Annotated in this window: 23 protein-coding genes; 9 read left to right on the forward strand and 14 right to left on the reverse strand. The window is 43.2% G+C overall.

Annotated features, from left to right (window positions below; genetic code table 11):
* Positions 1 to 27: 27 nt before the first annotated feature.
* The 4 genes from SKC35_RS10340 to SKC35_RS10355 are packed head-to-tail and all read right to left on the reverse strand — an operon-like array spanning position 28 to position 2,613.
* On the reverse strand, positions 28 to 741 hold the full coding sequence (locus SKC35_RS10340) for a hypothetical protein (protein WP_377979292.1): 714 nt from the start codon (positions 739 to 741) through the stop codon (positions 28 to 30).
* Positions 738 to 1,274, reverse strand: a complete 537-nt coding sequence (locus SKC35_RS10345) for a YceI family protein (RefSeq protein ID WP_377979293.1) — start codon at positions 1,272 to 1,274, stop codon at positions 738 to 740. Before SKC35_RS10345 ends, SKC35_RS10340 begins: the two co-directional genes overlap by 4 nt.
* Complete coding sequence (locus tag SKC35_RS10350; RefSeq protein ID WP_377979294.1) at positions 1,271 to 2,182, reverse strand: DUF5777 family beta-barrel protein; 912 nt, start codon at positions 2,180 to 2,182, stop codon at positions 1,271 to 1,273. The genes SKC35_RS10345 and SKC35_RS10350 overlap by 4 nt, the downstream gene beginning before the upstream one ends.
* The gene (locus SKC35_RS10355) at positions 2,182 to 2,613 is read right to left on the reverse strand and encodes a Rieske 2Fe-2S domain-containing protein (protein WP_377979295.1); all 432 of its coding nucleotides are present in this window, start codon (positions 2,611 to 2,613) and stop codon (positions 2,182 to 2,184) included. Before SKC35_RS10355 ends, SKC35_RS10350 begins: the two co-directional genes overlap by 1 nt.
* 153 nt (positions 2,614 to 2,766) lie before the next feature.
* Here SKC35_RS10355 and SKC35_RS10360 point away from each other — a divergent pair, with 153 nt between their 5' ends.
* Together SKC35_RS10360 and SKC35_RS10365 are read left to right on the forward strand one after the other, a co-directional pair.
* Positions 2,767 to 3,363, forward strand: a complete 597-nt coding sequence (locus SKC35_RS10360) for a DUF4956 domain-containing protein (RefSeq protein WP_377979296.1) — start codon at positions 2,767 to 2,769, stop codon at positions 3,361 to 3,363.
* Entirely contained in the window at positions 3,356 to 5,461 is a 2,106-nt protein-coding gene (locus SKC35_RS10365) for a TonB-dependent receptor domain-containing protein (RefSeq protein ID WP_377979297.1), read from the forward strand. Before SKC35_RS10360 ends, SKC35_RS10365 begins: the two co-directional genes overlap by 8 nt.
* Positions 5,462 to 5,671: 210 nt before the next feature.
* Here the strand turns inward: SKC35_RS10365 and SKC35_RS10370 are convergent, their stop codons facing one another.
* Positions 5,672 to 8,101, reverse strand: coding sequence for a TonB-dependent receptor (locus SKC35_RS10370; RefSeq protein WP_377979298.1), 2,430 nt, complete (start codon positions 8,099 to 8,101; stop codon positions 5,672 to 5,674).
* Between the two features lie 300 nt (positions 8,102 to 8,401).
* On the reverse strand, positions 8,402 to 9,796 hold the full coding sequence (locus SKC35_RS10375) for a PQQ-dependent sugar dehydrogenase (RefSeq protein ID WP_377979299.1): 1,395 nt from the start codon (positions 9,794 to 9,796) through the stop codon (positions 8,402 to 8,404).
* Positions 9,797 to 9,872: 76 nt separating this feature from the next.
* On the opposite strand from SKC35_RS10375, the gene SKC35_RS10380 reads away from it, so the two are divergent.
* The 4 genes from SKC35_RS10380 to SKC35_RS10395 all read left to right on the forward strand — a co-directional run bounded on the left by SKC35_RS10380 (position 9,873) and on the right by SKC35_RS10395 (position 16,733).
* Complete coding sequence (locus SKC35_RS10380; RefSeq protein WP_377979300.1) at positions 9,873 to 12,521, forward strand: M14 family metallopeptidase; 2,649 nt, start codon at positions 9,873 to 9,875, stop codon at positions 12,519 to 12,521.
* Positions 12,505 to 13,431, forward strand: a complete 927-nt coding sequence (locus SKC35_RS10385; protein ID WP_377979301.1) for an alpha/beta hydrolase — start codon at positions 12,505 to 12,507, stop codon at positions 13,429 to 13,431. The genes SKC35_RS10380 and SKC35_RS10385 overlap by 17 nt, the downstream gene beginning before the upstream one ends.
* 67 nt (positions 13,432 to 13,498) lie before the next feature.
* Positions 13,499 to 15,130 (forward strand): carboxylesterase/lipase family protein, encoded by a 1,632-nt coding sequence (locus SKC35_RS10390; protein WP_377979302.1) that lies wholly within the window; start codon positions 13,499 to 13,501, stop codon positions 15,128 to 15,130.
* Between the two features lie 4 nt (positions 15,131 to 15,134).
* A complete protein-coding gene (locus SKC35_RS10395; protein ID WP_377979303.1) occupies positions 15,135 to 16,733 on the forward strand; it encodes a carboxylesterase/lipase family protein in 1,599 nt (532 codons plus the stop codon).
* A 66-nt stretch (positions 16,734 to 16,799) separates the two neighbouring features.
* On the opposite strand, the gene SKC35_RS10400 is transcribed toward SKC35_RS10395, so the two are convergent.
* The gene (locus SKC35_RS10400; RefSeq protein ID WP_130922968.1) at positions 16,800 to 17,063 is read right to left on the reverse strand and encodes a heavy-metal-associated domain-containing protein; all 264 of its coding nucleotides are present in this window, start codon (positions 17,061 to 17,063) and stop codon (positions 16,800 to 16,802) included.
* Between the two features lie 74 nt (positions 17,064 to 17,137).
* Here SKC35_RS10400 and SKC35_RS10405 point away from each other — a divergent pair, with 74 nt between their 5' ends.
* Both SKC35_RS10405 and SKC35_RS10410 read left to right on the forward strand, forming a co-directional pair.
* A complete protein-coding gene (locus tag SKC35_RS10405; RefSeq protein WP_377979304.1) occupies positions 17,138 to 17,755 on the forward strand; it encodes a flavin reductase family protein in 618 nt (205 codons plus the stop codon).
* A complete protein-coding gene (locus tag SKC35_RS10410) occupies positions 17,739 to 18,194 on the forward strand; it encodes a DinB family protein (RefSeq protein WP_377979305.1) in 456 nt (151 codons plus the stop codon). Before SKC35_RS10405 ends, SKC35_RS10410 begins: the two co-directional genes overlap by 17 nt.
* Here the strand turns inward: SKC35_RS10410 and SKC35_RS10415 are convergent.
* Both SKC35_RS10415 and SKC35_RS10420 read right to left on the reverse strand, forming a co-directional pair.
* Positions 18,169 to 19,398 (reverse strand): BaiN/RdsA family NAD(P)/FAD-dependent oxidoreductase, encoded by a 1,230-nt coding sequence (locus SKC35_RS10415; RefSeq protein WP_377979306.1) that lies wholly within the window; start codon positions 19,396 to 19,398, stop codon positions 18,169 to 18,171. The genes SKC35_RS10410 and SKC35_RS10415 overlap by 26 nt on opposite strands.
* Positions 19,395 to 19,748, reverse strand: coding sequence for a cupin domain-containing protein (locus tag SKC35_RS10420; protein WP_377979307.1), 354 nt, complete (start codon positions 19,746 to 19,748; stop codon positions 19,395 to 19,397). The genes SKC35_RS10415 and SKC35_RS10420 overlap by 4 nt, the downstream gene beginning before the upstream one ends.
* 108 nt (positions 19,749 to 19,856) lie before the next feature.
* Here SKC35_RS10420 and SKC35_RS10425 point away from each other — a divergent pair, with 108 nt between their 5' ends.
* Positions 19,857 to 20,501, forward strand: coding sequence for a Crp/Fnr family transcriptional regulator (locus SKC35_RS10425; protein WP_377979308.1), 645 nt, complete (start codon positions 19,857 to 19,859; stop codon positions 20,499 to 20,501).
* Here the strand turns inward: SKC35_RS10425 and SKC35_RS10430 are convergent.
* The 5 genes from SKC35_RS10430 to SKC35_RS10450 form a co-directional block, all read right to left on the reverse strand.
* Positions 20,467 to 21,528, reverse strand: a complete 1,062-nt coding sequence (locus tag SKC35_RS10430; protein WP_377979309.1) for a hypothetical protein — start codon at positions 21,526 to 21,528, stop codon at positions 20,467 to 20,469. The two genes, SKC35_RS10425 and SKC35_RS10430, sit on opposite strands and share 35 nt — an antisense overlap.
* A gap of 429 nt (positions 21,529 to 21,957) precedes the next feature.
* Positions 21,958 to 23,178 (reverse strand): serine hydrolase domain-containing protein, encoded by a 1,221-nt coding sequence (locus SKC35_RS10435; RefSeq protein WP_377979310.1) that lies wholly within the window; start codon positions 23,176 to 23,178, stop codon positions 21,958 to 21,960.
* A gap of 47 nt (positions 23,179 to 23,225) precedes the next feature.
* Positions 23,226 to 24,494 carry a prolyl oligopeptidase family serine peptidase gene (locus SKC35_RS10440; RefSeq protein ID WP_377979311.1) on the reverse strand — a complete coding sequence of 423 codons (1,269 nt, stop codon included), beginning with the start codon at positions 24,492 to 24,494 and terminating at the stop codon, positions 23,226 to 23,228.
* Between the two features lie 11 nt (positions 24,495 to 24,505).
* On the reverse strand, positions 24,506 to 26,002 hold the full coding sequence (locus SKC35_RS10445) for a carboxylesterase/lipase family protein (RefSeq protein WP_377979312.1): 1,497 nt from the start codon (positions 26,000 to 26,002) through the stop codon (positions 24,506 to 24,508).
* Position 26,003: 1 nt separating this feature from the next.
* The gene (locus tag SKC35_RS10450) at positions 26,004 to 26,552 is read right to left on the reverse strand and encodes an acyl-CoA thioesterase (RefSeq protein ID WP_377979313.1); all 549 of its coding nucleotides are present in this window, start codon (positions 26,550 to 26,552) and stop codon (positions 26,004 to 26,006) included.
* Positions 26,553 to 26,568: the final 16 nt, after the last annotated feature.

Below are 26,568 nucleotides of genomic sequence, written 5' to 3' on the forward strand. Positions count from 1 at the left end.
TGGTTTTTGCTACCAATTTACGGAAAATTAATTGTTCAACGTACCTTCGGAAATCCAAGCTTTGATTTGACTAATTTCACAGGATCCTAATTTCGAAGTGCTGGAAGGCATCGGTTTGTATCCCGCTGTGTGATTTATGGAGCCCATCAATTTGCCATTAGCGGCATACACCTTTACGGCTGCGTGGGAATTTAGATCAATGCCTGCAGATGGCGTTGTGCCACTGTGGCAACCGGTGCAATAGGTTTTCAAGGTAGGGAAAACGGTAGCACTGAAGGAAACTCCTGTCGTATCACAATTCACTGCTGTGGCCACACAAGAGTTGTTTTTTGCTCCTTGTTGCATCCATTTTAATAACGTTGCTTTTTGAGTGGAGTTCCAAGGTGTTTTAGGTGGCATATAGCCATTCACAACGCTCTTATAAAGGCTGCTGCCTGTTGGATTTGTGGCAGAGCTATAGGCTCTAATGTGGGCATAATCCGTTAGAATCACCCCCTCTTTGTGGGAAATAGCATCATGGCAACCACTCATCGCACAGTTAGAAGTGATCAGGGGAAGAATGGTTTGTTGGAAGTAGACAGTATCTGGGCTGCAGGAAGTGACGGCCGAACCTACAGGAAGAACCGGATTTATAGCCGTCGTCGTATCCACCACAATGGGTTGATAAGCTAATGGACTGTTCTTGTCATTTAGGCAGGAAACAAATACGAAAATGCTTAAAAAAAGTCCTAGGATTCTCATTTTTTGGTATAGTTCATTTTGCTAGAAATCTTAATAATCTCTGCGATTTTGGCGAATACAATCTTCGGAATGTCGACTTTGTAATCGACTAATTTTACTTCAAATTGACATGTTAAGGCTAACGTTGTGCCCGTTGAAACGATCGTTCCTTTCAATTCAATGGGACGAGTCACTCCGTGAATCGTGGCAGATCCGGATGCGGTGATAGGGTAGGTGCCTGCTTCTGTTAGATTGACGGATTCTTTGATTTTCCCTTTAAAGGTCGCTGATGGGAATTTTTCACTTTCCAAATAATTCTCATTAAAGTGCTCCTGCATTAACTTATTAGGGAACACGAAATTCGTGATGCGCATTTGAACGGCTACTTCATTCGTAGCCGTATTGATGATGCTGGAAACGGATTTATTGACGGCATCGATGTCTTCCATCGGAGTTTTGGAGAAAAAGGAAACTTCCCCGTTCGTCGTCATAAATAACTGGGCCTTGGATTGGAATCCAACAAATAAAAGGGTTAAAAGGAAGAATTGTTTCATTTTTTCTTAGGTTCTAAACTGAAAGTACGGGCCATGTTAAAGCCATAAAAGATGTCGCCTGCGCCCCAGGTGCCTAGGGTTTGGCCTATAAAATGTTTCTCGGTCATACCACGTGAGTTGGTCAAATGCAATTGAAAAACGTGACCACCTGTTTCGATATCAAAACCGAGTGAAAAGGAATCTTGGTAAGGGTAAGGGGTGCCGGCGCCCTCTTCATAATCCTCTTTATCGACGATGTTCTTGTAGTATTCTGCCGAAACGCTCAAACGATTCGTCAGCTTGTATCGACCACCAAATCCCATAGAAGCTAAATTGTTATCGAGGTAAATAGATTCCGATTTGTTGTTGTGCAATACCGTAGGCATCAGCTGTAAAGATAGTTTATCACTGAATTTACGTGCGATGAGTAATTGTCCGAAATAGGATTGGCGTTGCAAATTATTCTGGTAGCGCATCACATTTCCACTCGAAGTTGTATAACCGCTTGGCATCGTATTAGTTGTCATTCCTCCGTATAAAGTAACGGTAACAGGCATTTTATTAGATTGCGCTAACACTTTATACTTCGAATAGATATCATAGGTCTTCTCGATAGTCGAACGACCAGCTCCTAATAACCATTTATCTGTTAGGGAATATTCTAAGCCTAAACGGATTTTGGCCTCATCTAAACCCAGAAAATTATCCATGAATCCAGAGTTGACAGATCCAAAACGGTGGGAGATCCAAAAGTTCAGGTGCTGTTTCGCCAGTGTCTCCACCGTTTGACCATTTATCAAACGCGTTCCTTTAAACGTGGCCTGGGTGAAGGTGGTTTTTTTTGCATCTTCTTTCTCGAGCATATCGAGAAGATCATCCTGTGCAAAAAGAGAAGTGCTACAAAAAAGGAATAAGAGTAATTTTTTCATTACGAGAAAATTCGAAGTGTCGTGCCAGATAAGGTAGTTTGGTAAGCTTTAATTCCTCTACTTCCGTTAGCATTTGTGCCGGTGCCGTTTGTAGAAAAAGTCGCCCCATGTTGAGTACAATAAAATCCTCCTCCACTGTAAATGACATTTGCCTTGTTTTCGTGCGAACAAACTTGGGTCACCGCAGCAAACGTAGTACTGGAAACGCGCGCTACAACAATGCCATTCGCGATGACATAATTGCCTACCGTATTTAATTTGCTATAGGTCGCGTTCGTTAAATCGAGAGTGAAATCAGCGCTGCTTGCGGGTGTTACTGACTCATTTGTGCAAGAAGAAAGGGAGGAAACGCCGCAATAGACAGCTAAGAGAGAGGCGCCTTTTAGGCCTAACGATTTCAAGAACTCGTGGCGTTTGATTTTATTTTCCATACTTTTTGGGGTTTAACAGTTGAAATTTAGGAATATTTAAGCGTTTCATAAATGATTTTTATCAGTAGTCGATGAACACGCTTTTCAGAATGATGAATAAGCGAATAGGGCAGATAATAGGAAATGGTTATATTTGAAGATAATTAAGAACAAATGCTAGAAACCTTTTTGATTCGTTACGCCCTGAATTTACTTTTTACGTTCATCGTCGTGCGTTTTATCTATTATCCTAAATACCGGAATAACGACTTCGTTTTCACCTTCTTCTTATTTAATACCATCCTTTTTGTGTTGTGTTATCTATTAGCGGAGGCGGATTTGAAGTTTGGTTTTGCCTTCGGATTATTTGCTCTTTTTTCGATGTTCCGTTACCGAACGGTGACGGTGCCCATCGGAGAAATGGGTTATTTTTTCTTAGTGGTGACGCTGGGAATTATCAACTCTTTGGCCTCTTTAGTGAACATTGAGATGCTTTTAGTCGCGAATTCGGTGCTAGTGGCGATGACTTTTTTATTAGGTCGTACTTTGCAATTAACGCACGAGAATTTTCAGACGCTTAATTATGAAAATTTGGGCTTGATTAAGCCAGCTGAACGCGCTGAATTATTAAAAGATTTAACAGATCGCACAGGATATCCGATTCACAAAGTGCAAGTAGTTAAAGTCGATTATCAGCGTGGAATCGCACAATTACGGGTGTATTATTTTTCCAAAGAGAATGAGTCCGGCCCTCTTGACTTAGATGCATAAGTTTCTTTTTCTTCTATTTCCATTTTACGCTTTTGCGCAGAAAGATACTTTACAGGAAGTGCGGGTAAATGCTATTCGTTCTGAAATGACGAGTGATCCCTCGAAAAAGGTATTTCAGGTGGGGGCGAATTTGACGAATTTGGGCGGTAATCTGTATGATGTTTTAAGCAACATACCCTCCATCTATGTGACCAGCGATGGGAATGTGAATTACCGAGGTAATCAAAATTTGACCATCTATTTTGATGGAAAACCAGCCGGAATTTTAAGCTCGTCTCGGGCAAATGCCTTAAGTCTTTATCCCGCAGATCAGATCGACCGCATTGAAATTATCTCGAATCCGGGCGCTAAATATTCTGCGGAAGGTAGTTCGGGTATCTTAAATATCATCTTAAAGAAAGGATCGAAAACGGAGTCCTTGCGTCTGAATTCAAACCTCGGAACAAACGACAAATATGCGCTTTCGGCTACCTATGCAAAAGGTTACAAACGTTGGACGCATGTAGTAGATTTGAATTTACGCCAAAACACGCGCAACAACTACCAATACCTATACCGCGAAAATCCAAGTCCCTTTGGCTTTTCTCAAATTGCCCAAACCACCAACGAAATCAACCGCGATTTCAACCAATCTATTCGCCTACATTCGATCTATACTTTCAGCAAGGACCGGACTTTCGGGATTTCATTTATTGGCCGTTTATCGTCTGATCACAATTCGGAAGTGCGCTATAATAAAAGCGAATTCAGCTATGCTGCAGACCGCTTTTATGCTCGCGATGCAGATAAGAATGGGCGCGATGTAGGCTTTGATTTGAACCTGTCGTATAGCCCAAGTGCGAATGGTAAGATCGATTTTTTATGGATCCAAAACCAAGGTTCCGACGCCAATCAATTCTACCAACACTATTTTTATGGGGATTTCGACACCTCTAATCCAAACATTCCTGTACGCTACGAGCGTTCATCTGCCTCCAGTGTAAACTCCACTTTGTTATTACAGGGCGATTGGACTAAGTCCTTTTCAAAAAAGCTTTCGCTGGAATATGGGTTCAAATTGAACTCGCGTTTCTTTGAAAATTCGTTCTTGTATGAAAAACAGAAGGAGGGGATTTATGTCAAAGATCGCGTTCGTTCAAACGGATTTAGGTACGAAGAGCACATTCAAGCGGCCTATGTTTCCATTTCTCAAAAAGCGCGTTACCTTCAATTAGATGGGGGTCTCCGCGTCGAGGCCACTGAAATTGGTGGCGATGTGTTACAAAACTATGTGAATCTATTTCCATCACTTTCCATTTTGCACCCCATTTCTACTTCACAGTCGATTTCGTTTGCCCTTTCTTCCCGGATCACCAGACCGAGTTATAAGTCCCTGAATCCGTTCATTTCCTTTGCGGACCCTTTGAATTTGAATGCGGGAAATCCATCGCTGAAGCCGGAAAAGGCGCTTTTGTTAGAATTGTCACACGTGAAAGATTTTAGGACTGTCTCTATATCTAATTCCTTGTTTTACCGCGAAATTACGGGTTTAGTCGGCCGTGTGCGAACCTTTCTAGATGGCGACACCACCTTGACACGTTATGAGAATGTCTCCAAATCCCGTGCCTGGGGTTTCGAGAATCTGAGTACTTGGTCTGTTTCAAAGGCTTTCAAAATAACCCTCAGTTCTTCCGTGTATCAAACCGATCTGCAAGGTTTAATCAACGGGACTCAAGTTTCTGAAAACCGCTGGAGCTGGAACTCCCGTTTGAATCAACAGGTCAAATGGAAAAACAATTGGTCAGCCCAGCTTTCGGGAATTTACCAGTCGTCTCAGATAAATCCTTTAGGAATCATTAGCCCGTATTATACAGTGGATTGGGGATTAAAAAGGGACCTTGGTCGACTCACCATTAATGCCCGGATTAACGATTTATTTAACACCCAAAAAACGATCTACGATTCCCGTCCTTTCGGCTTTGTCAGCGACCTCGAACGCAAGAAAGAAACCCGCATTTATTATATCGGCTTTAGTTATAAGTTAGAAAGTAAGAAGATGAAAGAGGCAAGGGAGAGGAAGAAGGTGAACGAAGAAGAAATAAATATAGAGGATGACTAGTCATCCTCTATATTTATTTCTTCTTCTAGATTAGAGATTATAGAGTAGAGAGAGGAGATATCCGTAGGTAATGAGTCCGAAGGGAATGAGTCCGAAGGACAATTTAGATTAGAGATTAGAGAGTAAAGATAAAAAGGAACGATTTTGGACTAGTGATACCAAAAATTATATCGCAGGTCAATTTTCGTATCACTAGGCCAAAATCGGACTTTATTTACTTTTAACCCTACTCTTCTCCGCCTCTAACCCCGTCGCTCTCTCCCGCGCTCCCTTAATGGCCATATTACCAAAACGGTACGTGAAGTTCAATCGAACCACACGTGAATCTTGACGCGGACGAACGATGATATCTAGGTCGCCATATTTGATAAATACATTTGGGTTAGAGGTTAAAAGTACGTCTTGCGCATTGAGGCGGATGACACCGCGTTTGTTTAAGATGGTTTTTTGGACCCCTAAGTTTAGTGCACCTCCAGCTCCAAAAATAAACGCACTCTCTAAACCTCCCGAGAAGTAGTTGCCGCCGATTTCAAGACGATAGGCCTTTGGCAAGGTGAAGATGTGGTTCGAGCTGATGTAAAATTGATTATTGACCGGACTTAAATTCGCATTTTCTACTTTCCCGACTAATTCTGCTCGGTTAAAGTAGATGTCGTTATTTGTAGACCACCATTTCGCAATGGGGATAGGCAAGGAGAATCCAAGGCTGTAATTAGTCCTCTCCGCCATATTAGCTGATGTTTGGTAGGATTTTCTAGCCTGCGTGTCTTGCTTTAGTATCTCCGTGATCACATTTGTGGTGTGGCTATAGCCTAAAATCGTGCTGAAAGCCCCCATATACGTGTGGCTTAATTCCACCGAGTTCGTTAGCTGAGGGGTCAGCATTGGATTTCCCACTTTGAACGTATAGTTGTCTAAAAAGAATACAAATGGGTTCAAATCCCCATAACTTGGTCGGTCAATTCGACGCGAATAATTCAAGCCTAAGCTGTGGTTTTTGGATAGATCATACTGTAAAAAAGCACTCGGGAATAGCTGCGCGTAGTCACGGTGGAATGTGGAATCTTTCGAGTTCGCTGTGTAGGCCTGAGACAATCCATCTGCTACCGTCCATTCGCCACGTAAGCCAATCTGGTAACTAAATTTGCCGATGGCACGTTCCGTATTCAAATAGGCCGCGTGAATTTGCTCGGTGTAGACGAAGTGGTTGCTTTGGCCTGTTAAAAAAGTAAAATTAGCGTCCCCATCGTTCTTGCCCTGGAAGCGTAAATCGTTATCCGTTTTCACATAGGACGATTTTAAACCTGTACCCCATTTTGATTTTAAAAAGGAGGGAAGAACGTAGTCTAATTTAAAGGAATATTGATCTACCAAGGAGTTTGCATTATTTAGCAAAAGGGAGTCTGTACGCAAGGTGATGAAATCCCCTCGCTGGAACTGTGAACGCAAATTAGAGCCACTATTGTCCACAAAACGGGCATAGTCCACATCGATCGTTAATTCCCGACCCGTGCTATCATAACTATGCTTGAAGTTGAAATTTGCAGCATAATTATGACTCGGATTTCCGACATTATTAAACGTATTTAAGCGGGTCAAAGCCGTTCCAGCACTCGTATATTGTACCGTCTGATTCAATCCATCGCGTAAAGTAAATTGATTAATGTTGCCAGAAACCAAAATTCCTAACGTCGTTTTCTTAGAGTAATACCAGTCCACACCACCTTTCAATTGCGTCGATTGGTTTTCATTTTTGAAACCATATCCATTCTCCCACACCTCATTTTGGGTTCTAAAATAACGGGTTAAATTATTTCGTTCTAAAGTTGCTCTGTTAACTACAGATCCATTTCCAAACCAGTTCCAGCCATTCTTCCGGTAATTCAAATTAACCCCTGTACTTTGGCGCGAATATACTCCTTGTGCCAAAGTCGCATTCGCAGAACCATTCAGCCCAATGTTTGAATTCTTTTTCAGTTTGATGTTGATGATACCACCCGTTCCTGCTGCGTCATAGCGAGAGGACGGATTCGCCATGATCTCCAGTTGAGAGACTTGGTCAGCCGGTAAATTCTTTAAATAATTTGCTAAGTCAGCTCCACTTAAATAGGAGATTTTCCCATCAATCATAATGGCAGCACCCGATTTCCCTCTAAGGGAAATGTTGCCATCTTTGTCCACGATCACACCTGGAGAACGCTCCAGTAATTCCATGGTCGTATTTCCAGCCGCCATGGCAGAATTCTCCACATTAACGATCGTCTTGTCTAGCTTTTTTTCAATAAATGGTTTCGTTGCCTTCACTTTCACTTCCGCTAATTCGGTGCTTAATGGCTGTAATGTGATGACCCCTAATTCGATTTGAGTATTCGCTGATATCTCATCTAAGGCGATTTTCGTTGGTTTGAAACCCGTCGATTGAAGGGTTAAGGTGAATTTACCTAGGGGTAATTTAGTAGCCCGTAATTCTCCATTTTCGTCTGTATTCATCCCTTTAACAAGGCTTGAATCAGTCGTTTTTTTCAAAAGTACTGTCGCAAATGGCAGTGCTTCTTTATTAGAATCCTGAAGGCGGAGGTGTAAGGAATTTTGGCCAAAAGCCGTAATCGAACAGAATGTCAATAAAATCAATAATCTCATCTAGGCAATTTGTTAATGAATTATGAAGATGCAAATTTCAACAAAAACGTTGCGTTACGTATGAGTTTTTGATAATCGGTTGATTTTCCATTTAAAGCATAAAGTCGGAATCAAAAAAAGGGCCGAGGCCCTTTTTTTGATGGTATAGTGATTGACCTCACATTTAATGGAGAGAATAGATTTTGTCTGAAGAAAGGATTAAGTGATTTAGAACGCAAGAAGGTTAGAGAGGTTTTAAATGAAAATTACAAAATTTTTGCGCAGCACAATTTTGATTTACATTTAAAACCTCTCTATAAACTATTGCGGTCTAAGACGGAATATCATCCCCGGACTCTCCACCCCCACATACAAATACCCATCGCGGCCTTGCTTCACATTGCGCATACGCCCTACGTTTAACAATACCTTTTCTTGCTTCACCACTTTGTTGTTCTTAACCTCCACACGGTTCAAATAATTGAAACGTAAAGAGCCGATCATCAAGTTGCCTTTCCAAGCCGGGTATTTATCACCCGTCACAAAAGTCAAACCAGATGGGGCAATCGATGGGATGAAATAGGAGATAGGTTGCTCCATTCCGTCTTTTTTGGAGATAGCTGAAATCGGTTTTCCATCGTAGTTAATGCCATAGGTAATCACCGGCCAGCCGTAGTTTTTGCCTGCTTTGATGATGTTAATCTCATCGCCGCCTCGAGGACCGTGCTCCGTCTCCCAAATATCGTCCGTCCATGGATTCGTCGTCAAACCTTGTGGGTTACGTTGTCCATAAGAGTAGATGCTTGGGTGATCTGTGTTCTTGTATGGATTATCCGATGGAACTGTTCCATCGTCATTTAAACGGTGAATCTTACCATTGTCATTATCTAAACTTTGAGGGAATACTTTTTCCATTCCACGCTCACCTACAGAGAAGAATAGATGTCCTTTTTTGTCAAAGGTGATACGGGATCCGTAGTGGAAAGAAGTTTTTGTGTAAGGTTTCGCTTCGAATATCTCTTGTGCATCTACCCAGTTATTGTCTTTAATTTTTCCACGAACGATGGCTGTTGTATTTACTTTGGCCCCATCCTCCATTTTAAACTTCGAGTAGGATAAGTAGATCCAGCCATTTTGCTCGTATTGCGGGTGAAGCGTGACATCTAATAAACCACCTTGTCCCTGCGCATACACTTCTGGAGTCCCTTTGATCGCCGTTTTGTTGCGTTTTTGATCTACTAAATATAATACACCCGCGCGATCTGTAATCAAATAGTCGTTCGAAGGAAGTTGCGTGAAACCCCATGGGCTATCGAAACCAGTGGCGATCGTATCTAAAACGATGGTCATTCCGTCTGACTTAAAGATGTTCGAAGTCGGTTTGTTAGCAAATTTATATTGTTCTACGCCTGCTAAATTTTCGACGATTAAATCTGCCAGTTTTTCAATTTCTTTAGGTGTCAAAACCTCCTTCCAAGTAGGCATTCCGGCATCAGGATAGCCATGCGTAATGCTGTTTAAGATATCTGATTTTTTATCTCCGTGTTTCCATTTGCGGTCCACAAAAGCTTCCACTTTTTCGCCGTGGCAGGATGCACAATATTTGGTGTAATTAACCTCTGCTGGCTCTTCAGCAACAGCTGGAGCATTCGTCAAGGACATGGTACTTAAAGCGGCCATCGCAATCAGGCCAATAAAGGATATTTTTTTTAACATAGCTTGGTATTTTTCTGCCACGAAGCTAAATATTAATTTCTATATTTCTATCTTTAAAACTTACCTGATTCAACTTATGAAAAAAATCTTACTCGTTCTATTATTCGCGTCGCTGACGATTCGCGCGCAGGTTCCTAGTCCTACATCGCATTTTGGCTTTAATATAGGCGATAATTACCATTTAGCTACATTTACGCAGACCGAAGGCTACCTGAAAAAGGTGGCAGCGGCGTCTAATCGCGTGAAATTGCAGTCGATTGGAAAGACGGAAGAGGGCCGAAATCAATACATGGTCATCGTTTCTGATCCGGCAAATATTAAGAATTTAGCTAAGTACAAAGCGATTTCGCAGCGCTTGGCGCGGGCGGAGGGCTTGTCTGAGCACGAGGCTAAGTCTTTGGCCAAAGAAGGAAAAGCCATCGTCTGGATCGACGGCGGTTTGCACGCCACTGAAACCGTGGGAATCCACCAGTGGATCGAATCCATTTATCAGTTCACAACCAGAAACGATGAGGAAACGAAACGCATTCTTCAAAACACCATCATCCTATTTGTTCACGCGAATCCAGATGGTCAAGAACTCGTTTCCAATTGGTATATGCGCAAAGCAGATACGCTGAAACGCTCGACGGATAATTTGCCTCGTTTGTATGAAAAATACATCGGACACGATAATAACCGTGATTTCTACATGATGAATATGAGCGAGTCGACTAACATGGCTCGCCAACAATACATCGAATGGATGCCACAAATCCTGTATAATCACCACCAAACAGGTCCAGACGGAACTGTTGTGGCTGGTCCTCCATACCGCGATCCATTCAATTATGTGTACGATCCGCTTCTAATTACTGGAATCGACGCCTTAGGTGCGGCGATGAGCTCACGCTTAAACGCGGAAGGCAAACCGGGTTATACGATGAAATCTGGTTCCGTTTATTCGACTTGGTGGAATGGTGGATTACGTACCACAGCCTATTACCACAATATCATCGGTTTATTAACGGAGATCATCGGGGATCCGACGCCAGAAAACATTCCCTTGGTGCCTAACCGCTTAATCCCTAATTCAGCGACACCATTCCCCATCACGCCACGCAAGTGGTTCTTCAAGAACTCGATAGATTACTCGCTTTCGTTGAATTATGCAGTCTTGAATTATGCAACCCGTTACCGCGAAGAGGTTTTAATGAATATCTACAAAATGGGTAAGAAATCGATCGATTTAGGTTCTCAGGATTACTGGACGATGTCCCCTAATAAGGTGGAGAAACTAGCGGAGATTTCGGGAGGGAATTACAAGAAGAAAGCAGATAGTTTATTTACGGTGGTTTATAAAAACCCACAAACGCGTGATGCCCGTGCGTACATCGTGACGGCAGATCAACCCACTTCAGGTATCGCCTTTATCAATATCTTGATCAAGAGTGGTATTCGCGTGGAGAAAGCAATGAAGGCTTTTGAGGTGAATGGAAAAGCCTATCCAGCGGGTTCTTATGTGGTGAAAACGAATCAAGCGTTCCGACCACACGTGATCGATATGTTCGAACCTCAAGACCACCCGAATGACTTCCAATACCCAGGAGGTCCTCCAGTTCGTCCGTATGATGCCGCTGGCTGGACGCCCGCTTATACGATGGGGATTCAGTTTGATCGCATGTTGGAAGATGTAAACGGTCCCTTCGAAACTCTTCCTTATGGCGAAATTCAAAAGGTAAAACCAGCATTTGCTTCAGCAGCCTATTATACATTCTCCACTTCGGACAACGCCTCGTTCACCTTATTGAATGATTTATTAAAAGCGGGTGTAGAAGTGTCGAAAAACGCCTCGTCGTTTTATGTGAAACACAGTGCGGCGGCAGCGGATATTTTAGCGAAGGCGACCGTGAAAACACAAGCACTAAGTGCTTTGCCAGCTGATGTTTCTCGTAAAGTAGGCACGAAGCGAGTTGGACTTTGGGATACCTATGGTGGTTCAATGCCGTCTGGTTGGTTGCGTTGGATTTTAGAACAACACCATTTTGACTTCAAATTAGTGTTTGCGAAGGAGATCGATAAAGGTGGATTACGTTCGAAATTCGATGTCTTGATTTTTGTCAAAGGTGCCATTCCAGGCTTAAAAGCGGAACCCGCAAATGAGTGGGATGAGAAAGAACCGGTTGAATCAGAGATCCCAGCGGAATACCAAGAAACAATGGGTAAGATTACCGCAGCTAAATCGGTACCTGCACTTCGTGCTTTCTTAGAAGAGGGTGGAGATATCATCACGATTGGATCGAGTGCGAACTTGGCCTATCATTTAAATCTGCCCGTAAAAAATGCTTTAGTGGAGATGGTGGCTGGAAAAGAGCGTAATTTGCCGGGTGAGAAATTCTATATTCCGGGTAGCGTGATGCAAGTAGCGGTGGATCAAAATTCGCCAGCAAACTGGGGAATGGCGCCAAAAGCGGATGTCATCTTTGCCGCAAGCCCTGTATTTAAATTAGCGCCGGAGGCGATCTCTCATGGGGAATTGACTCCTTTAGCTTGGTTCGCGACGGAGAAAACGTTGCGCAGTGGCTGGGCTTTTGGTCAAGCTTATTTGCAAGACGGCGTAGCTGCTTTCCAGGCTAAAGTAGGTAAAGGAAATTTATATGTCTATGGTCCGGAAATAACGTTTAGAGGCCAAACACACAGCACATTCAAAATGGTATTCAATCAATTATATGAAAACAATCGCTAAGATTTTAGGGGGCTTTGTAGTAGTCATCATCGCCTTATTTCTATTTTTCGCTGAACGCGATCGTCCAGTGGAGGAGTTGATTCCTTTGTATGCAAACAAGGACTCTAAATTTATGCCCATTATGGGAATGAAGGTGCATTACCGTGACGAAGGTGTAGCGACGGATACGTTACCTTTGATTTTACTGCACGGGATGTCCTCTTCTTTGAATACCTGGGATAACGTGGCGCTGTACTTAAAGCGTTACAAGCGGGTAATTAGTCTCGATTTACCTGGATTTGCGCTAACGGGACCATCTCCGGAAAACAACTATGATTTTCCGTATTATTCCAAGTTTATAGACTCCTTCGCCACTCGCTTAAAGATCAAACGTTTCATATTAGTCGGTAATTCGATGGGTGGTGCCATTACGTGGAACTATGCCCTGCATAATCCGTCTCGCTTGGCGAAAATGGTCTTGATTGACGCGGCAGGTTATCCTAAAAAAGGAGAGAGCGGTTCACTCGGTTTTAAACTAGCTTCCACTCCAGTGATCAACAATTTGTTGTTGTATGTAACGCCTAAATCATTAGTAAGAAAAAGCCTAGAATCGATATACGCTGATCAATCCAAAGTGACAGATGAGCAGGTAGAACGATTCCATGACATTGCCATTCGGGAAGGAAATCGCGAAGTGGCTTTGCAGATATTCAAAGGATCTTTCCACGGTGATTACAAACGCATTAAAGAAATCAAAACGCCTACATTCGTTATGTGGGGGGCGAAAGATCAGTTGATATCGGTAGATAATTCAGCAGAATTTATGAAGGATATCAAAGGAAGCCAAGGGGTGATTTTTAACGTGGGTCACGTACCTATGGAGGAAGTGCCTTTTGATGTGGCTTTGTCGATTTATAAATTTGTGCGGTAGGACTTCCCAAAAGAATGTTTTATTATTGTATCAATTATTGACAATAAACCTATTTAACAAGTAAACTATGAAAAGAATCTGGCAACTTACTTGCCTGCTAGGGCTAATTGCGTCCAGCGTGTTTGCACAGACTGATTTTAAGATGCCCGTTCAAGCGAAAATCGAATCAGGAATCATCGAAGGTGATTACAATACCCAAACGGGAATTCAGACTTATTTTGGCGTGCCTTTTGCTAAACCACCGGTAGGAGAGTTACGTTGGAAAGCACCTGTTCCGGCTGAACCTTGGTCAGGAGTGAAGAAAACGAAAGCCTTTGGACCACGTCCTATTCAAGCGATTGTATTCGGAGATATGGGATCTCGTTCTGCGGGTCTTAGCGAAGACTGTTTATATCTGAACGTATGGTCTCCGGCTAAAAGAAATACCAAAAACTTACCGGTCTTAGTTTACTTCTACGGAGGTGGATTATTCGCGGGGGATGCATCGGAGCCACGCTATGATGGCGAGGCGATGTCAAAACAAGGAATCGTAGTCGTGACGGTGAACTACCGTTTAGGCCTTTTCGGTTTCTTTACTCACCCGGAATTATCAGCGGAGGCTTCTTACAAGGCGTCTGGAAACTATGGGTATTTGGACCAAAACTTAGCCTTGCAATGGGTGAAGAAAAACATCGCTGCTTTTGGCGGAGATGCGTCTAAAGTGACGATCGCTGGGGAATCAGCAGGTTCTGCTTCCGTATCTGTCCAAATGGCTTCGCCTTTATCAAAAGGCCTAATCGCCGGAGCGATTGGAGAGAGTGGTGCGGGAATTAATCCGACCATGTCTCCTGTTCCTTTAGCGCAAGCTGAAAAAACAGGAGTGGCTTTTGCGGAGAAAGCAGGAGCGAAGTCTTTGAAAGATTTACGGGCGATGTCTTCTCGCGAGTTGTTTGAGATAGCTCAAGAAACACGTACGGTTAGTTTCTCTACGGTGCTTGATGGCTATTTCTTGCCTAAAAGTTTACCAGAAATTTTCAATGCAAAACAGCAATCGATGGTTCCGCTTTTATTAGGTTGGAACTCAGCGGAGATTCCGGGTGGAGCCTTTATGCAAGGCAAATCGTATACGCATGATAATTATGTGGCTAAGGTGAAAGAAGCGTATCCGGCAGATCACGAAACAGTATTGAAATTATATCCATCGGGATCGGAGGATGTGATCGAGCGCTCGGCTACGGCTTTAGCGGCAGATCGTTTCATTTCGTACAGCACTTGGAAATGGTTTGATTTACATCGCAAGAATTCAACGCAACCGGTATACCGTTATTTATATTCACGCCACCGCGCTCCACTAGTGGACAAGTCAGTCGCGTCAGGTTTAGCTGGGGGAACAGTGAAAGCTGATCCTAATGCACCGAAACCTCGTCCAGCGGTAGGAGCTCCTCACGCTTGTGAGATTGAATATTGCATGGGCAACTTGCACTTGATTAAAGATTACGCGTTTACGGCGGATGATTACACGGTTTCCAAAACGATGTTCAGCTTTTTTGCGAACTTCATTAAGACGGGGAATCCGAACGGAGGAACTTTGGCAAACTGGCCTGCAGCTGCTCCACAAGATAAGGAGCCAGGTGTGATGGTGATTGATGTAGAGTCCAAAGCGATCAAGGCGACAGATGATGCACGTTATGAGTTCTTAGACAAATTCTATAAAAACTAATAAGATGAAAAAATTATTAATGGCTAGTGCGCTGATTATGGCCTCCATGGGCATTAAAGCGCAAATTACAACGGGTAAAGACGTGGCGGTGGTGCCTACAGATGCCGGTAAAGTACGTGGGTATATTCACAGTGGAATCTATACCTACAAGGGGATTCCGTATGCGGAGGCGGCTCGTTTTGAAGCACCTCACAAACCAAAACCTTGGGCTGGCGTTCGCTCGTCTATGTCTTATGGTCCGGTTTCGCCTTTAATTGATGAAACAACTCAGATTCAGGATGAATCAGAATTCGTATTCAACCACAACTGGGGTTTCACGAATGAGGATTGCATGCGCATTAACGTCTGGACGCCTGGTATCAATGATGGCAAGAAGCGTCCGGTGATGTTCTGGATTCACGGTGGTGGATTTACAGCTGGTTCAGCGGTAGAATTGCCATCGTATGATGGAGAGAATTTGGCCAAAAAAGGGGACGTCGTAGTCGTTTCCATCTCCCACCGTTTGAATATTACGGGTTATTTAGATTTATCAGCTTACGGCGAAAAATACAAATACTCGGCAAACAATAGCGTGTTGGATATGCGTGCGGCGTTGGAATGGGTAAAAGAAAACATCGGCTCTTTCGGGGGTGATGCGAAAAACGTAACCATCTTCGGGCAATCCGGTGGTGGCGCGAAAGTAAATACCTTAATGGCGATGCCTTCAGCGAAAGGTTTATTCAGCAAAGCAATCAACCAAAGTGGTTCTTTCCGCGCAAACATGTTAGACAAAGCAACGACTCAAAGCATCACAGCTGAAGTCTTGAAAGCGCTTAACATCCCAGCAGCGAAAGTAGATAGCTTACAATCGATCCCGTATCCAGTCTTAGCTTCAGCAGGAAAGAAAGCCTTAGCTAATATCGCAGCGCAGATGAAAGCAGCCGGTAAGCCGGTGGTTGGTTTCGGCCTTAGCTGGGGGCCATCAGTAGATGGCGACTTATTGCCTTACCAATTGTTCTCGAAAGAGGCATTCGAACTATCAAAAGACGTGCCTTTATTAATCGGAACGGTGAAGAACGAATTCATGCCATCCATCATGACAGGAATGTCTGATGCGACAGCAGAACAAGTGGATGCGTACATTAAAAGAACCTATGGCGAGAAAGCGGAGGCATTCAAGGCAGCCGTAAAGAAAGCCTATCCGAATGACACGAAGCCATCTGATTTAATGGATGTGGACGTGATGTTCCGTCCAGGAGCAGTGGTTCAGGCGAAAGAGAAATCAGCTCTGAAAGCGGCACCCGTTTACATGTATTTAATGACATGGCAATCACCCGTGATGGATGGCAAATACAAAGCTTTCCACTGCATGGAACTACCGTTCTGCTTTAACAACATCGCGCGTTGCGAGGAAATGACAGGAGGCGGAAAAGAAGCCTATGTATTAGCGGATCGTATGAGTTCGTCTTGGATTAACTTTGCTAAAACGGGTAACCCGGGTCACAAAGGTATCCCAGCTTGGCCTACGTTCGATACAGCAAATACTGCGACGATGCACTTCAATAATACCTGCGAGGTGAAACCGCAGCAAGATGCGGAATTGTATAGCTTGATTGCTAGATAAATCATTGCTTTGTAATAGAAAAGGCCCTTTGTGAGAAGGGCCTTTTTTGTATACTAGTAAGAAAGATTAGCTCATTTTTCCTATCGCACAACTGACGTAAGACTTGGCTTGTTTGAACACGGAGTTTTCTCCTTTTTGTGGGTAACCCATACTATTTAACGAATCGATGACCTCGCTTAATTGGTACTGATCGCCGGTTAAGCTAATTTTTTCCTCATCTTTATCGATTTCTACTTTTATTATTCCTTTTATTTTCTCTAAAGCATTTTTAATGCTTGTCATACATCCGCCACACTTGATGTTTTCTACAAAAATCTCTTGCGTTTTCATGGTGTTATTATTTGTTTAGTCAAATGTAGCCTATCTTTAAGCCATAAAAAGTGATAAAAGTCACTTCCTCCTTTATGAGCAAACATTTTTCTCTTTCAGAACTCCAAACCTGGGACCGTTTCACCCGCGCTAATTTCATTAACTCCTTGAGTGGATTCAAAAGCTTATCCCTGATAGGAACGGTGAACGGCAAAGGCGTTTCAAACCTCGCTGTTTTTAGTAATATCGTTCATTTAGGTGCCGATCCAGCTTTGATTGGGTTTATTAATCGCCCTTTATCGGCGGCTCCTCACACTTTACAAAATATCCAAGAAACGGGATTTTACACGATTAATTTAGTGACGGAATCGATGTACAAACAGGCGCATCAGACGAGTGCGAAATACCCGGATGGCGTTTCGGAATTCGAGATGACAGGTTTGACGGAGGAATATCGCGAAGGGTGCATTGCGCCATTCGTGGCGGAGTCTCCCGTTCAATATATGTTGAAATTTGAGCAGCTGATGCCCATTGAATTGAATAATACTTTTTTAGTTATTGGATCATTGCAGGAAGCCTATGTGCCGGCTGGAATGCAGGAGGAGGATGGCTTTTTGGATTTGGCCAAAGCCGGTATCTTAACTTCCCTAGGTACCTCAGGCTATTACAAAACCGAGAAAATTGATAACTTGCCGTATGCAAAAACTACATAAGCAATTAGACGAATTAGAAAGCTATATTCCGCAGCTTGACGTGCGGAATGAGGCGATTTCAGCTTCCACGGTGGGCTGGCAAATGGAGCATGATTTGTTAGTGATTAGTTCTGTTATTGAGGGGGTGAAACACTCAGATCCTTCTAAGTACAAGTGGCGATTCAAGCCTTTGAAATATGTAATTTTAGGACGCGGTGTGATTCCAAGAGGAAAAGTGGGCGCGCCTAAAGTAGTGACTCCTGGAGAAATTACGCAGGAGACCTTGCGAGCGCATGTGGCCTTATGTCGTGAAAGAGTAGAGGAATTAGAAAACGTAGAAGCCGGTAATTATTTCACCCATCCGTTTTTTGGGGATTTGAAAAAGAAGGAAACTTTTCGGTTTTTATATGTGCATTCGGAACATCACTTGAAAATTATTCGGGAGATGCTGGCGAACTAGCAGCGCTTTTTCCGGCAATAAATCCAGTGGTCCACGCAGATTGAAAATTGAATCCACCGGTGATGCCATCGATGTCCATTACTTCACCCGCAAAGAATAAGCCAGGGCACTTTTTGCTTTCCATGGTTTGGACGCTAATGTCTTGTAAGTCTACGCCGCCCGCAGTGACAAACTCCTCTTTAAAGGTTGTTTTTCCCTGAACCACATAACGGTCGTTAATTAAGGTATTGATTAATTTATTGAGCGATTTGCCTCCTAATTCATTCCAGCGGAGGCTGGTCTTGATTTCATTCTTTTCTAATAAGTAGACCCAAAGTCGATTCGGCATCGCAAAGGGATTCAAATTGGCCATCATTTTGGCCCCATGCTCTTTCATGACTTGCGAGATTTGCGCACGTAACTCTTCTTCTTTTGTCTCGTCTAGCCAGTTCACAAGGATAGCGCATCGGTATTCTTTCTCTGCTAAAATCCGCGCTCCCCAAGCCGAAAGCTGCAGAATGGCCGGTCCGCTCATTCCCCAATGCGTGACTAACAGAGGGCCTTGGCCAAGTAGTTTTTGGCCCTCTATCCGAACACGCGCTTTCTCCACTACAATACCCATCAAATCACGAATAGGCTCTTGTGGCATGTTAAAGGTAAATAGGGAAGGGACTGGCGGAATGATCTGATGTCCTACATCTTCTAGCCAAAGCAATCCCGACATCTTCGGTTGTCCACCCGTCGTCACAATCACGCGATCCGCGTCATATTCTGTATCCCGGCAATGGATACGAAAGCCTTTCGCCGTGGGCTTTATTTCATCAACCGATTGACTGCTATGCAGGTTAATGTGCAAGCGTCGAGTCTCGGACAGAAAGCAATCAATGATGGTTTGGGAATCGTTCGAAAGGGGAAAAATACAATTGTCGTGATAGGTCTTCAAAGCAACACCTCGAGTCTCTAGCCATTCGACCATTGTCGATGCATTAAATACCTCAAAAGCCTTACGGAGGAATTTCTCCCCACGGGGATAATTCTCTGAAAGCAAACGGGAATTAAACGTGGCGTTGGTCACATTGCAGCGACCTCCACCGGATATTTTGACTTTCCCTAAGAACTTGGAGGTTTTCTCTAGGATGGTTACTTCGGCTTTAGGATTATGTTCTTTAGCAGAAATGGCAGCAAAAAATCCAGCGGCTCCACCACCGATGACGATTATTTTCATTGGATAAAATCTGCGCGCATGGGATTGAACGAATCCACTAAAACTCCCTCTTTTAAAGCCACAACTCCGTGATCTACTGAGGGAGGAATGAAGAATACGTCACCTTGTTTTAGGATCTTTTTCTCATCGCCTATAATCACTTCAAAAACGCCACTTTCCACGAAAGAACCTTGGGTATGAATATGCTGGTGAATGGCACCGATGCCGCCTTTTTTGAAATGCACTTTTACGACCATTAAACCGTCATTATAGGCCATGATTTTGCGTTTGCAATACTCGTCTAGGATTTCCCATTCGATGTCAGCGTCTGCGACCCAATGCGTCCTGCTCAAAGGTGATGATTTACTCATGTACAAAAATAAGATAAAATCAGGAAGCAAAATGCATAATATCAGTTTACTGTTATTTTGACTCTTTTGAAAACAGTAGTTTAGTGTTACCAAAAACAGATAACCACTATGAATTACCTACAATCAAAGCAGCGATTAAGCGCATTTTTAGAATCATTTCACTTATTATCCACAGAAGAATTAGCCATCTTTCTGAGCGCTTTCAAATACCAGCAGACTAAACGTAATCAACCCATTACCTCTTGTGTCGATTCTAAACCGCGTTTGTATTTTGTTGCGGATGGCCTTCTTCGACACTTTTCTACAATGCCTAACACAACCCAGCAAGACTCCACTATCGATCGAGGTTTTGTCCTCCCCTCGACGTTCTGTTTATCAGCTGCTAGTTTCCAGCCTACTAAAGTAACAATCATTCATTCAGAAACGATTAAGCGAACAACCCTACTTTACCTTGACCATTGCTTACTCGATCAACTATTCGTTCAGATTCCTGTTCTCTCTCTTCTTTTTCGTCAACTAATGGAGCTCTATTTTTTTGAAATGGAACATCTGAATTTGATTTTACACATGGGTAATTGTCAAATGCGTTACGAGTATTATTGTCTTCACTTTGCTGCGCATATCAAACAAGTACCTGATAAATACATTGCTCAATTTCTGAATATCAGTCCTTCCGAATTAAGTAGAATTAGAAGTAGAATGGCAAAAGGAAAGTCGTTTAAGGCAAATGCTTCTCCTTCGTTTGTCGATTAATTTCCTCTTCTATGGCAGAAGGTAGTGGTTTGAAATTCGGATGAGAAGCTGCTTTTTCCCAATAAGGGTCGCTGTATATAGATAAATCCCCTAGTGACGTTCTTTTAGAGAATCCTTTTTCATCCCCTGTTTCTATCTCTGCGGAATGGATAAAAAATTCTGTGATGGAATGATACTGATCAAAAGTAGATTTTCCTTTCGCCTTGAAATCAATTTTATGCACATTCTTATGGTAGATGAGCTGGATGGGATCGAGGTTTTCTCTGTTCTCGACTTGTGCGATACTTTCTTCATCGTTCACTATTATGTGCGATTCCATTCCCAAATTTTTAAGTATTTGAGGTTTCCCTAGTGGATAGTGATGAATTGCTACTTGAAGAAGCTGTGCATTTATTCGATTCATTTGACCCCAGCGAACCCCTGTCTCAGCTTGTATGAGCGCAACTGAATCTTGCCTCGCGTTTAAGGATTGAGCCGAGGCTTGCAAATCTCTAGTTCTAATCAATTCGAGGATAGGAGGGAGCGTGATGGTCATGCCGTAACTTGTCGATTTTCCCTGAGAAGCCATTTTAAACAATTGGCCTTTCAAATTTCGTTGTTGAATCCGTTTGTATTCGACGCTTTTGTTTGGACTGGCAGGTACTAGGACTTCTATCTCCCCATCACTGAAAAACTCTAGACTGTCATTTCTGAATTGAAAGCTCCGGAAATAACCTTTCAGTAAAACACCCATTTTTCGTTTATTGGATTTCACCTGAACAACCGCTAATTGAATGCTGCGCGGTTTTAAATAAACGTCTTGTGACGCGGTGCTTTTCTTGCTTTCGTACAGAAAATGAGAAAATAGAAAAGAACCAAGCGATTTCAGTGCTATTTCGCCCTTTGAATCACTAAGTCCTAAAAGAATTCCCTGATCAGAGTAGACTTCCACTCCTTCGATAGGTTGTCGGTTTTTCTCATTTAGCACGTGTATTTGTGCAAGAGAGGAATAAGAAAGTGCGAGTAAAAATACGATTTTTTGTAGCATAGTAAATGGAGTAAAAAAGAGGTTAGGACCGGAGTCCTAACCCATTTATCAGAAAATTTTAATTCCGAAAAGATATAAATCAACGTCCGTGTTGTTTTTTACGCCATCCAGAACACCGAAAATTTCCAATTTGAAAATATTCAGAAAGCAAGCTTCGGAAGTTTTGAAAGTCGGACTAGGATTAAATTGAATACTTGAAATGAGCATCACCGCTAAGGCAATTCCAGTTAGAAATCGATTCGATTTCTGAGTTGTTGATTTTAGGTATATCATGGTTAGGTATGTAAATAATGGTCACCTACTCTTTTATTAGGTTTTTCGGTAGTCACCTGAGGGTCGCGATCCTTAGGTCAAATGTCCGCCATTATATACAAGTAATTCTTGCGCTAGAGCAAGAAAAAAAGCCGGGACGATGCCCGGCTTTCTGTATTAATCTGTCAAAGTCTGGTAAACCATTTGGCGTAAACTATTATGGTATTCCCAGGTGAAATTGCTTTCCTGGGTCATAAATAAGGCGATTAGCTTTTCTTTCGGGTCGATAAAGAAGTGGGTGTTGTTCGCACCTCCCCAATAGAATAATCCTTTTGACGCCGGAGTTTTCGTCGCTGGCCCGTCGGTTACCACGGCAAAGCCTAGGCCCCATTCTGTTCCTGGAGTTGGGAATAAGTCACCCGTGTGATTGGAGGTCATTAGTTCCACGGTCTTGCGGCTCAAGTATTGCTTCCCTTTATAGGTTCCGCCGGCCAGCATCATTTGGCAGAAAGTCGCATAATCTGCAGCCGTCGAAAACAAGCCATTCACGCCACTCCAAACCGTTACATTTTCAAAAGGAGGCTGATTCGCAGCCACAGAAATCGCTCCATTTTTACCCTTTGTGTGCAAGGCAACAATTTTAGCTTGTTCCTCTTTAGGCACATTATACCCCGTATGCTTCATTTCCAAAGGCTCAAATAAGCGTGACTTCAAAAACTCATTCACACTCATTCCTGAGAACTTTTCGATCAACACGCAAAGCACATCCGGTCCAGCGCTATAATTCCATTCCGTACCCGGTTGCGCTAATAAGGGGAATTTAGTCATATTGGCCACACGCTCTTGAATTGTTTTAATTCCTGGTTTGAAATAGCCATTTCTGAATCGAATTTGAACAGGGTTTTGGTCCAAACCATGCGTTAATCCACCACTATGACTTAATAATTGTGTCATCGTGATCTGCGACTTTAACGAATCCGTAGGAGCATCCGGGCCATCATTTACACTTCTTACGACGCGCAAGTTTTTAAACTCGGGTAAGTATTTCGAAACAGGGTCGCTTAATTTAAAATACCCTTCTTCATACAACATCATGAATGCCGTGGAGATGATGGGCTTCGTCATGGACTGGATATAAAATAAATCGTCCGTCGTCATGGGTGCCTTAGTCGTAACGTTTTTGTATCCCAAAGCCCCTTGGTGAACCACCTGGCCATTATGAATAATCATAGTCACAGCTCCAGGGATGTTTCCCTTATCCATTTCGGACTGAACAAATTTTTCTAATCGTTTTACCCGGTCGACATTGATGCCGGCCACGATTTTAGGTGCTTGTGCACTGATTTCGCCTATGAAAAGGAGGCTGAATAGGAGGAAGAGGTGTTTAGTGAATTTCATTTTGATTATTTTAAAAGGAGGTATTAACGTAAAGCTGTCCTTTTTACTTATTTCCCTATTTTCTGAGCGGCCATCCATTCCATGATGGTAACCGGCTTGCCATTCACTCGAACGGGTGAACCGTCTAGATCCGTTCTGGGCAGGTTTTCATGTAGGTAAACCCAGGACCAGTGGCCGTTGTATTCGAAGCCTTTTCCGCCGTAGAAATTAGTGATGTCGTTTACGTGATCGTAATACGTAAAGTGTACATTTTTTGCACCTGCTTTGCGAAGACGATCGAATACAGGAACGACTGTAATGTCAGGGATGGTGGTTCTGTCGTCTTTGGAGTGAACAAACCAAATAGGCACGTTTTTAATCTTCTGAATATCGCTATCTGAGATGTATTCTGATTTATAGGCCAAAGCACTAATGTAGCCTGCTGCAAAATAATCCGGATTCAAGAAGATCAATTTCAAGGCCATATAGCCTCCATTCGAGCAACCGCCCACATAAATTCGGCTAGGGTCGATGCCTGGATTTGCTTTGACATAATCCTTGATCAAGGCCATTAAACCTTCATTGTAGATGTCGTTATCTTTTCCTTGTGTTCCCACCCCTTGCGTGTTGTGCATCCAGGCGCCTGGGCATTGTGGAGATAATACATAGGCTCCTTCGAAAATGGATTGAATACCTTCAGCGGCATAGTTGGCTGCTTTGTTTCCCAAAAGAGGAACCGTAGGATCCGTCCCACCTTCGCCACCGCCGTGAAGCCAGATGATCAAAGGCGCTTTGTCTTTCTTCACCTTCGGGGTGAAGGTCGCATATGACATTGTCAATTTATCATTGAACACGTATTTGCCAGTGAGGTCAAATTGGTCAATCAATGGCATGATTTTGCCCGTAGAAGTATCCCAAACTTGTCCCGTCTTAGGCTGTACGATCGTTAAGGAATAATCTACCCAAACGTTTCCTTTACTTCTCAGGTATTGAAAAGGGGAGCTAATAGGCAATTGAGGTCCTACCGCTAAAACAAGGGTGATATTTTTGCCGGTACTAACACGCTCACCATTTTCATCTGAAACGTAAGCAGTAACGATTTCGCGTTTAGTGTCTTGGTCCGCGATAGGGCCTGTGCTTAATTTTCGGCTAGCATAAACGGTATAGTCTGCCGCATTCACTTTAGAGGTGGTGTCATTCAAGGCTAGAATGACTTTGTTTACTCCGGCGCCCCAGTCGAAGCCTTCGACGACGATTTTGTAGGTGCCTGTGGGTTTTGCAAAGCTGCTGAAGGCCATCAAAGCAAACAGCAAGGTTAATAAGGGGTACTTTTTCATAGGTAATAGGTTTAGTTTAAATTTTCAAGTAATTCTAATGCTTTACGCGTGGGTAATTCTTTTGACTCGATGACCTTATCCAGGATTTGGGCTTTTTGGTCTGTGGAATTAAATGTAGGCCAAACCTCTAAACCAGCTCCATTCGGATTTCCGGTCTTTGTGAAATTGACCCAATAAGAAGACATTTTTTGGCTTAAAATAGTATCTACTGCTTCAAATGGTCGATTAACTGTATGCAAATTAGCATAGGCATACGGAACTTCTCCCGTGTGGAAGGCGCCAAAACGAGTGGATTCATCATAACCCGGGATCGCTCGGTTGAAGTTATACAGGTAAACCGGCGCCTTTCCATGGTGGTTCTGCGTCTTTGCCCAGGTGTGCACTTGCACCCCAAAACTCTCGTCACGTCCTAAATCCAAGGATCCGTTAGGCCCATAGGCAGCCAAAACTTCAACCCCGCGAGAACCAAAACGCTTTTCGAGCGTCGCTTTGAACACTTCAGGTTCTGCCGCTTTAGAGCTCAATCGATCTTCTGAATTCCAACCCACTAAAATAGGGACATCGTTTTGAAGACCTTTGGCATAAATTTCGGGCATTGTTAATGGCAAAACATAGCCATCTGAATAGGGAGAAGCATTTCCTCCTGCTTTTTGAATGGCATCAGCGGATAAAGCGCGCAAATCGTCAAGTGACTTAGCACCTACCTTCGTCGCCCATTCAAGACCATTATCTTCCGCTTGTTTTTTTGTAATCGCCGGTCTTAATGGACTAGGAAGCATGCTGGCGCCACTTTCTGCAATAGCGCCCTGAAATAATCCTTTCGCAAGGGGAGAGGCACACAGGAAGTTGACGGCAAAGGCACCAGCGGATTGTCCTGCAATGGTTACCCGGTTCGGATCTCCACCGAACAAATCGATGTTTTCCTTGATCCATTTTAATCCCGCTATCATATCTAATAGGGCATAATTTCCCGACGCCCCATAGGAAGCTTCTGAACTTAATGCTGGGTGAGCTAAGAATCCGAAAATACCTACACGGTAGTTGATGCTAACGAAGATGATGTCTTTCTGTGCCATATTTTCCCCATCATAAATAGGGCAAGCTGCTCCGCCGCTGCGAAATCCGCCACCATAAATGTAAACTAAAACGGCTTTTTTGCCTTTATTCGAACGCGGCGCCCATACATTTAAATACAAGCAATCTTCGCTGATAGGCGATTCTGGAATGAGGAATTCGGAAGACCAAAACGCAAAAGGAGCAGGCTTGGCTTGCATCGGACTAGGGCCAAAGGCTTTAGCCGCTTTAATGCCGGACCATGACTCCATGGGCACAGGTGCTTTCCATCGTAAATCTCCCACAGGAGGTTTCGCAAAGGGGATTCCAAGGAATTTTTCCACCTTTGTAGCGGGATTGTAGACTCCTGCAATGGACCCTTTTGACGTTTTAATGATGACGTCTTGGGCTGTAAGGTTCAGCGCTAAACACAGTAAAAGGAAGGTTTTTTTCATACTAGTAAGTCAATTCACATTTCTCCCCATCGCACATCTTACGAATGTCGCCGGAGTAGATATTTTTTAGGTCAGATTTCAATAATTCGCGCTTTTCAAGCGATAGTTTTCGGAGTAATTTACCCTCGGCGAAGCGGCGTGTTTGTGTTTCGTTTTCTAAAATAAGACCCGGAACTTCTGTCAATTCGCCATCGTCGTTCTTGGCGGCCATGGTAAAGTAGCAGGAATTCGTGTGGGTGACAACACCGGTTTTTGGCTTTAAGGATTCGATTCGCATGCCTATGATCATGGTGGTTCTGCCTACGTAATTCACGGATGCTTTAATCGAGACTAAATCCCCTACTTCCACCGGATTAAAGAATTCCACCCCTTCTACGGCTACTGTGACGCAATAATTGCCACTGTGTTTTGCTGCGCAAACGTATGCTACTTTATCCATCAAGGAGAGTAAAGTGCCCCCATGGATTTTTCCGCTGAAGTTAGCGAAGGCGGGGATCATTAATTCGGTAATGGTAGTTTCTGAATCAGAAACTTTTTTAGGGGTGAGCATAGCGAAGGTTTATAAC

This window comes from Aquirufa originis (assembly GCF_042714495.1).
In the GTDB taxonomy this organism is placed as follows: domain Bacteria; phylum Bacteroidota; class Bacteroidia; order Cytophagales; family Spirosomataceae; genus Aquirufa; species Aquirufa originis.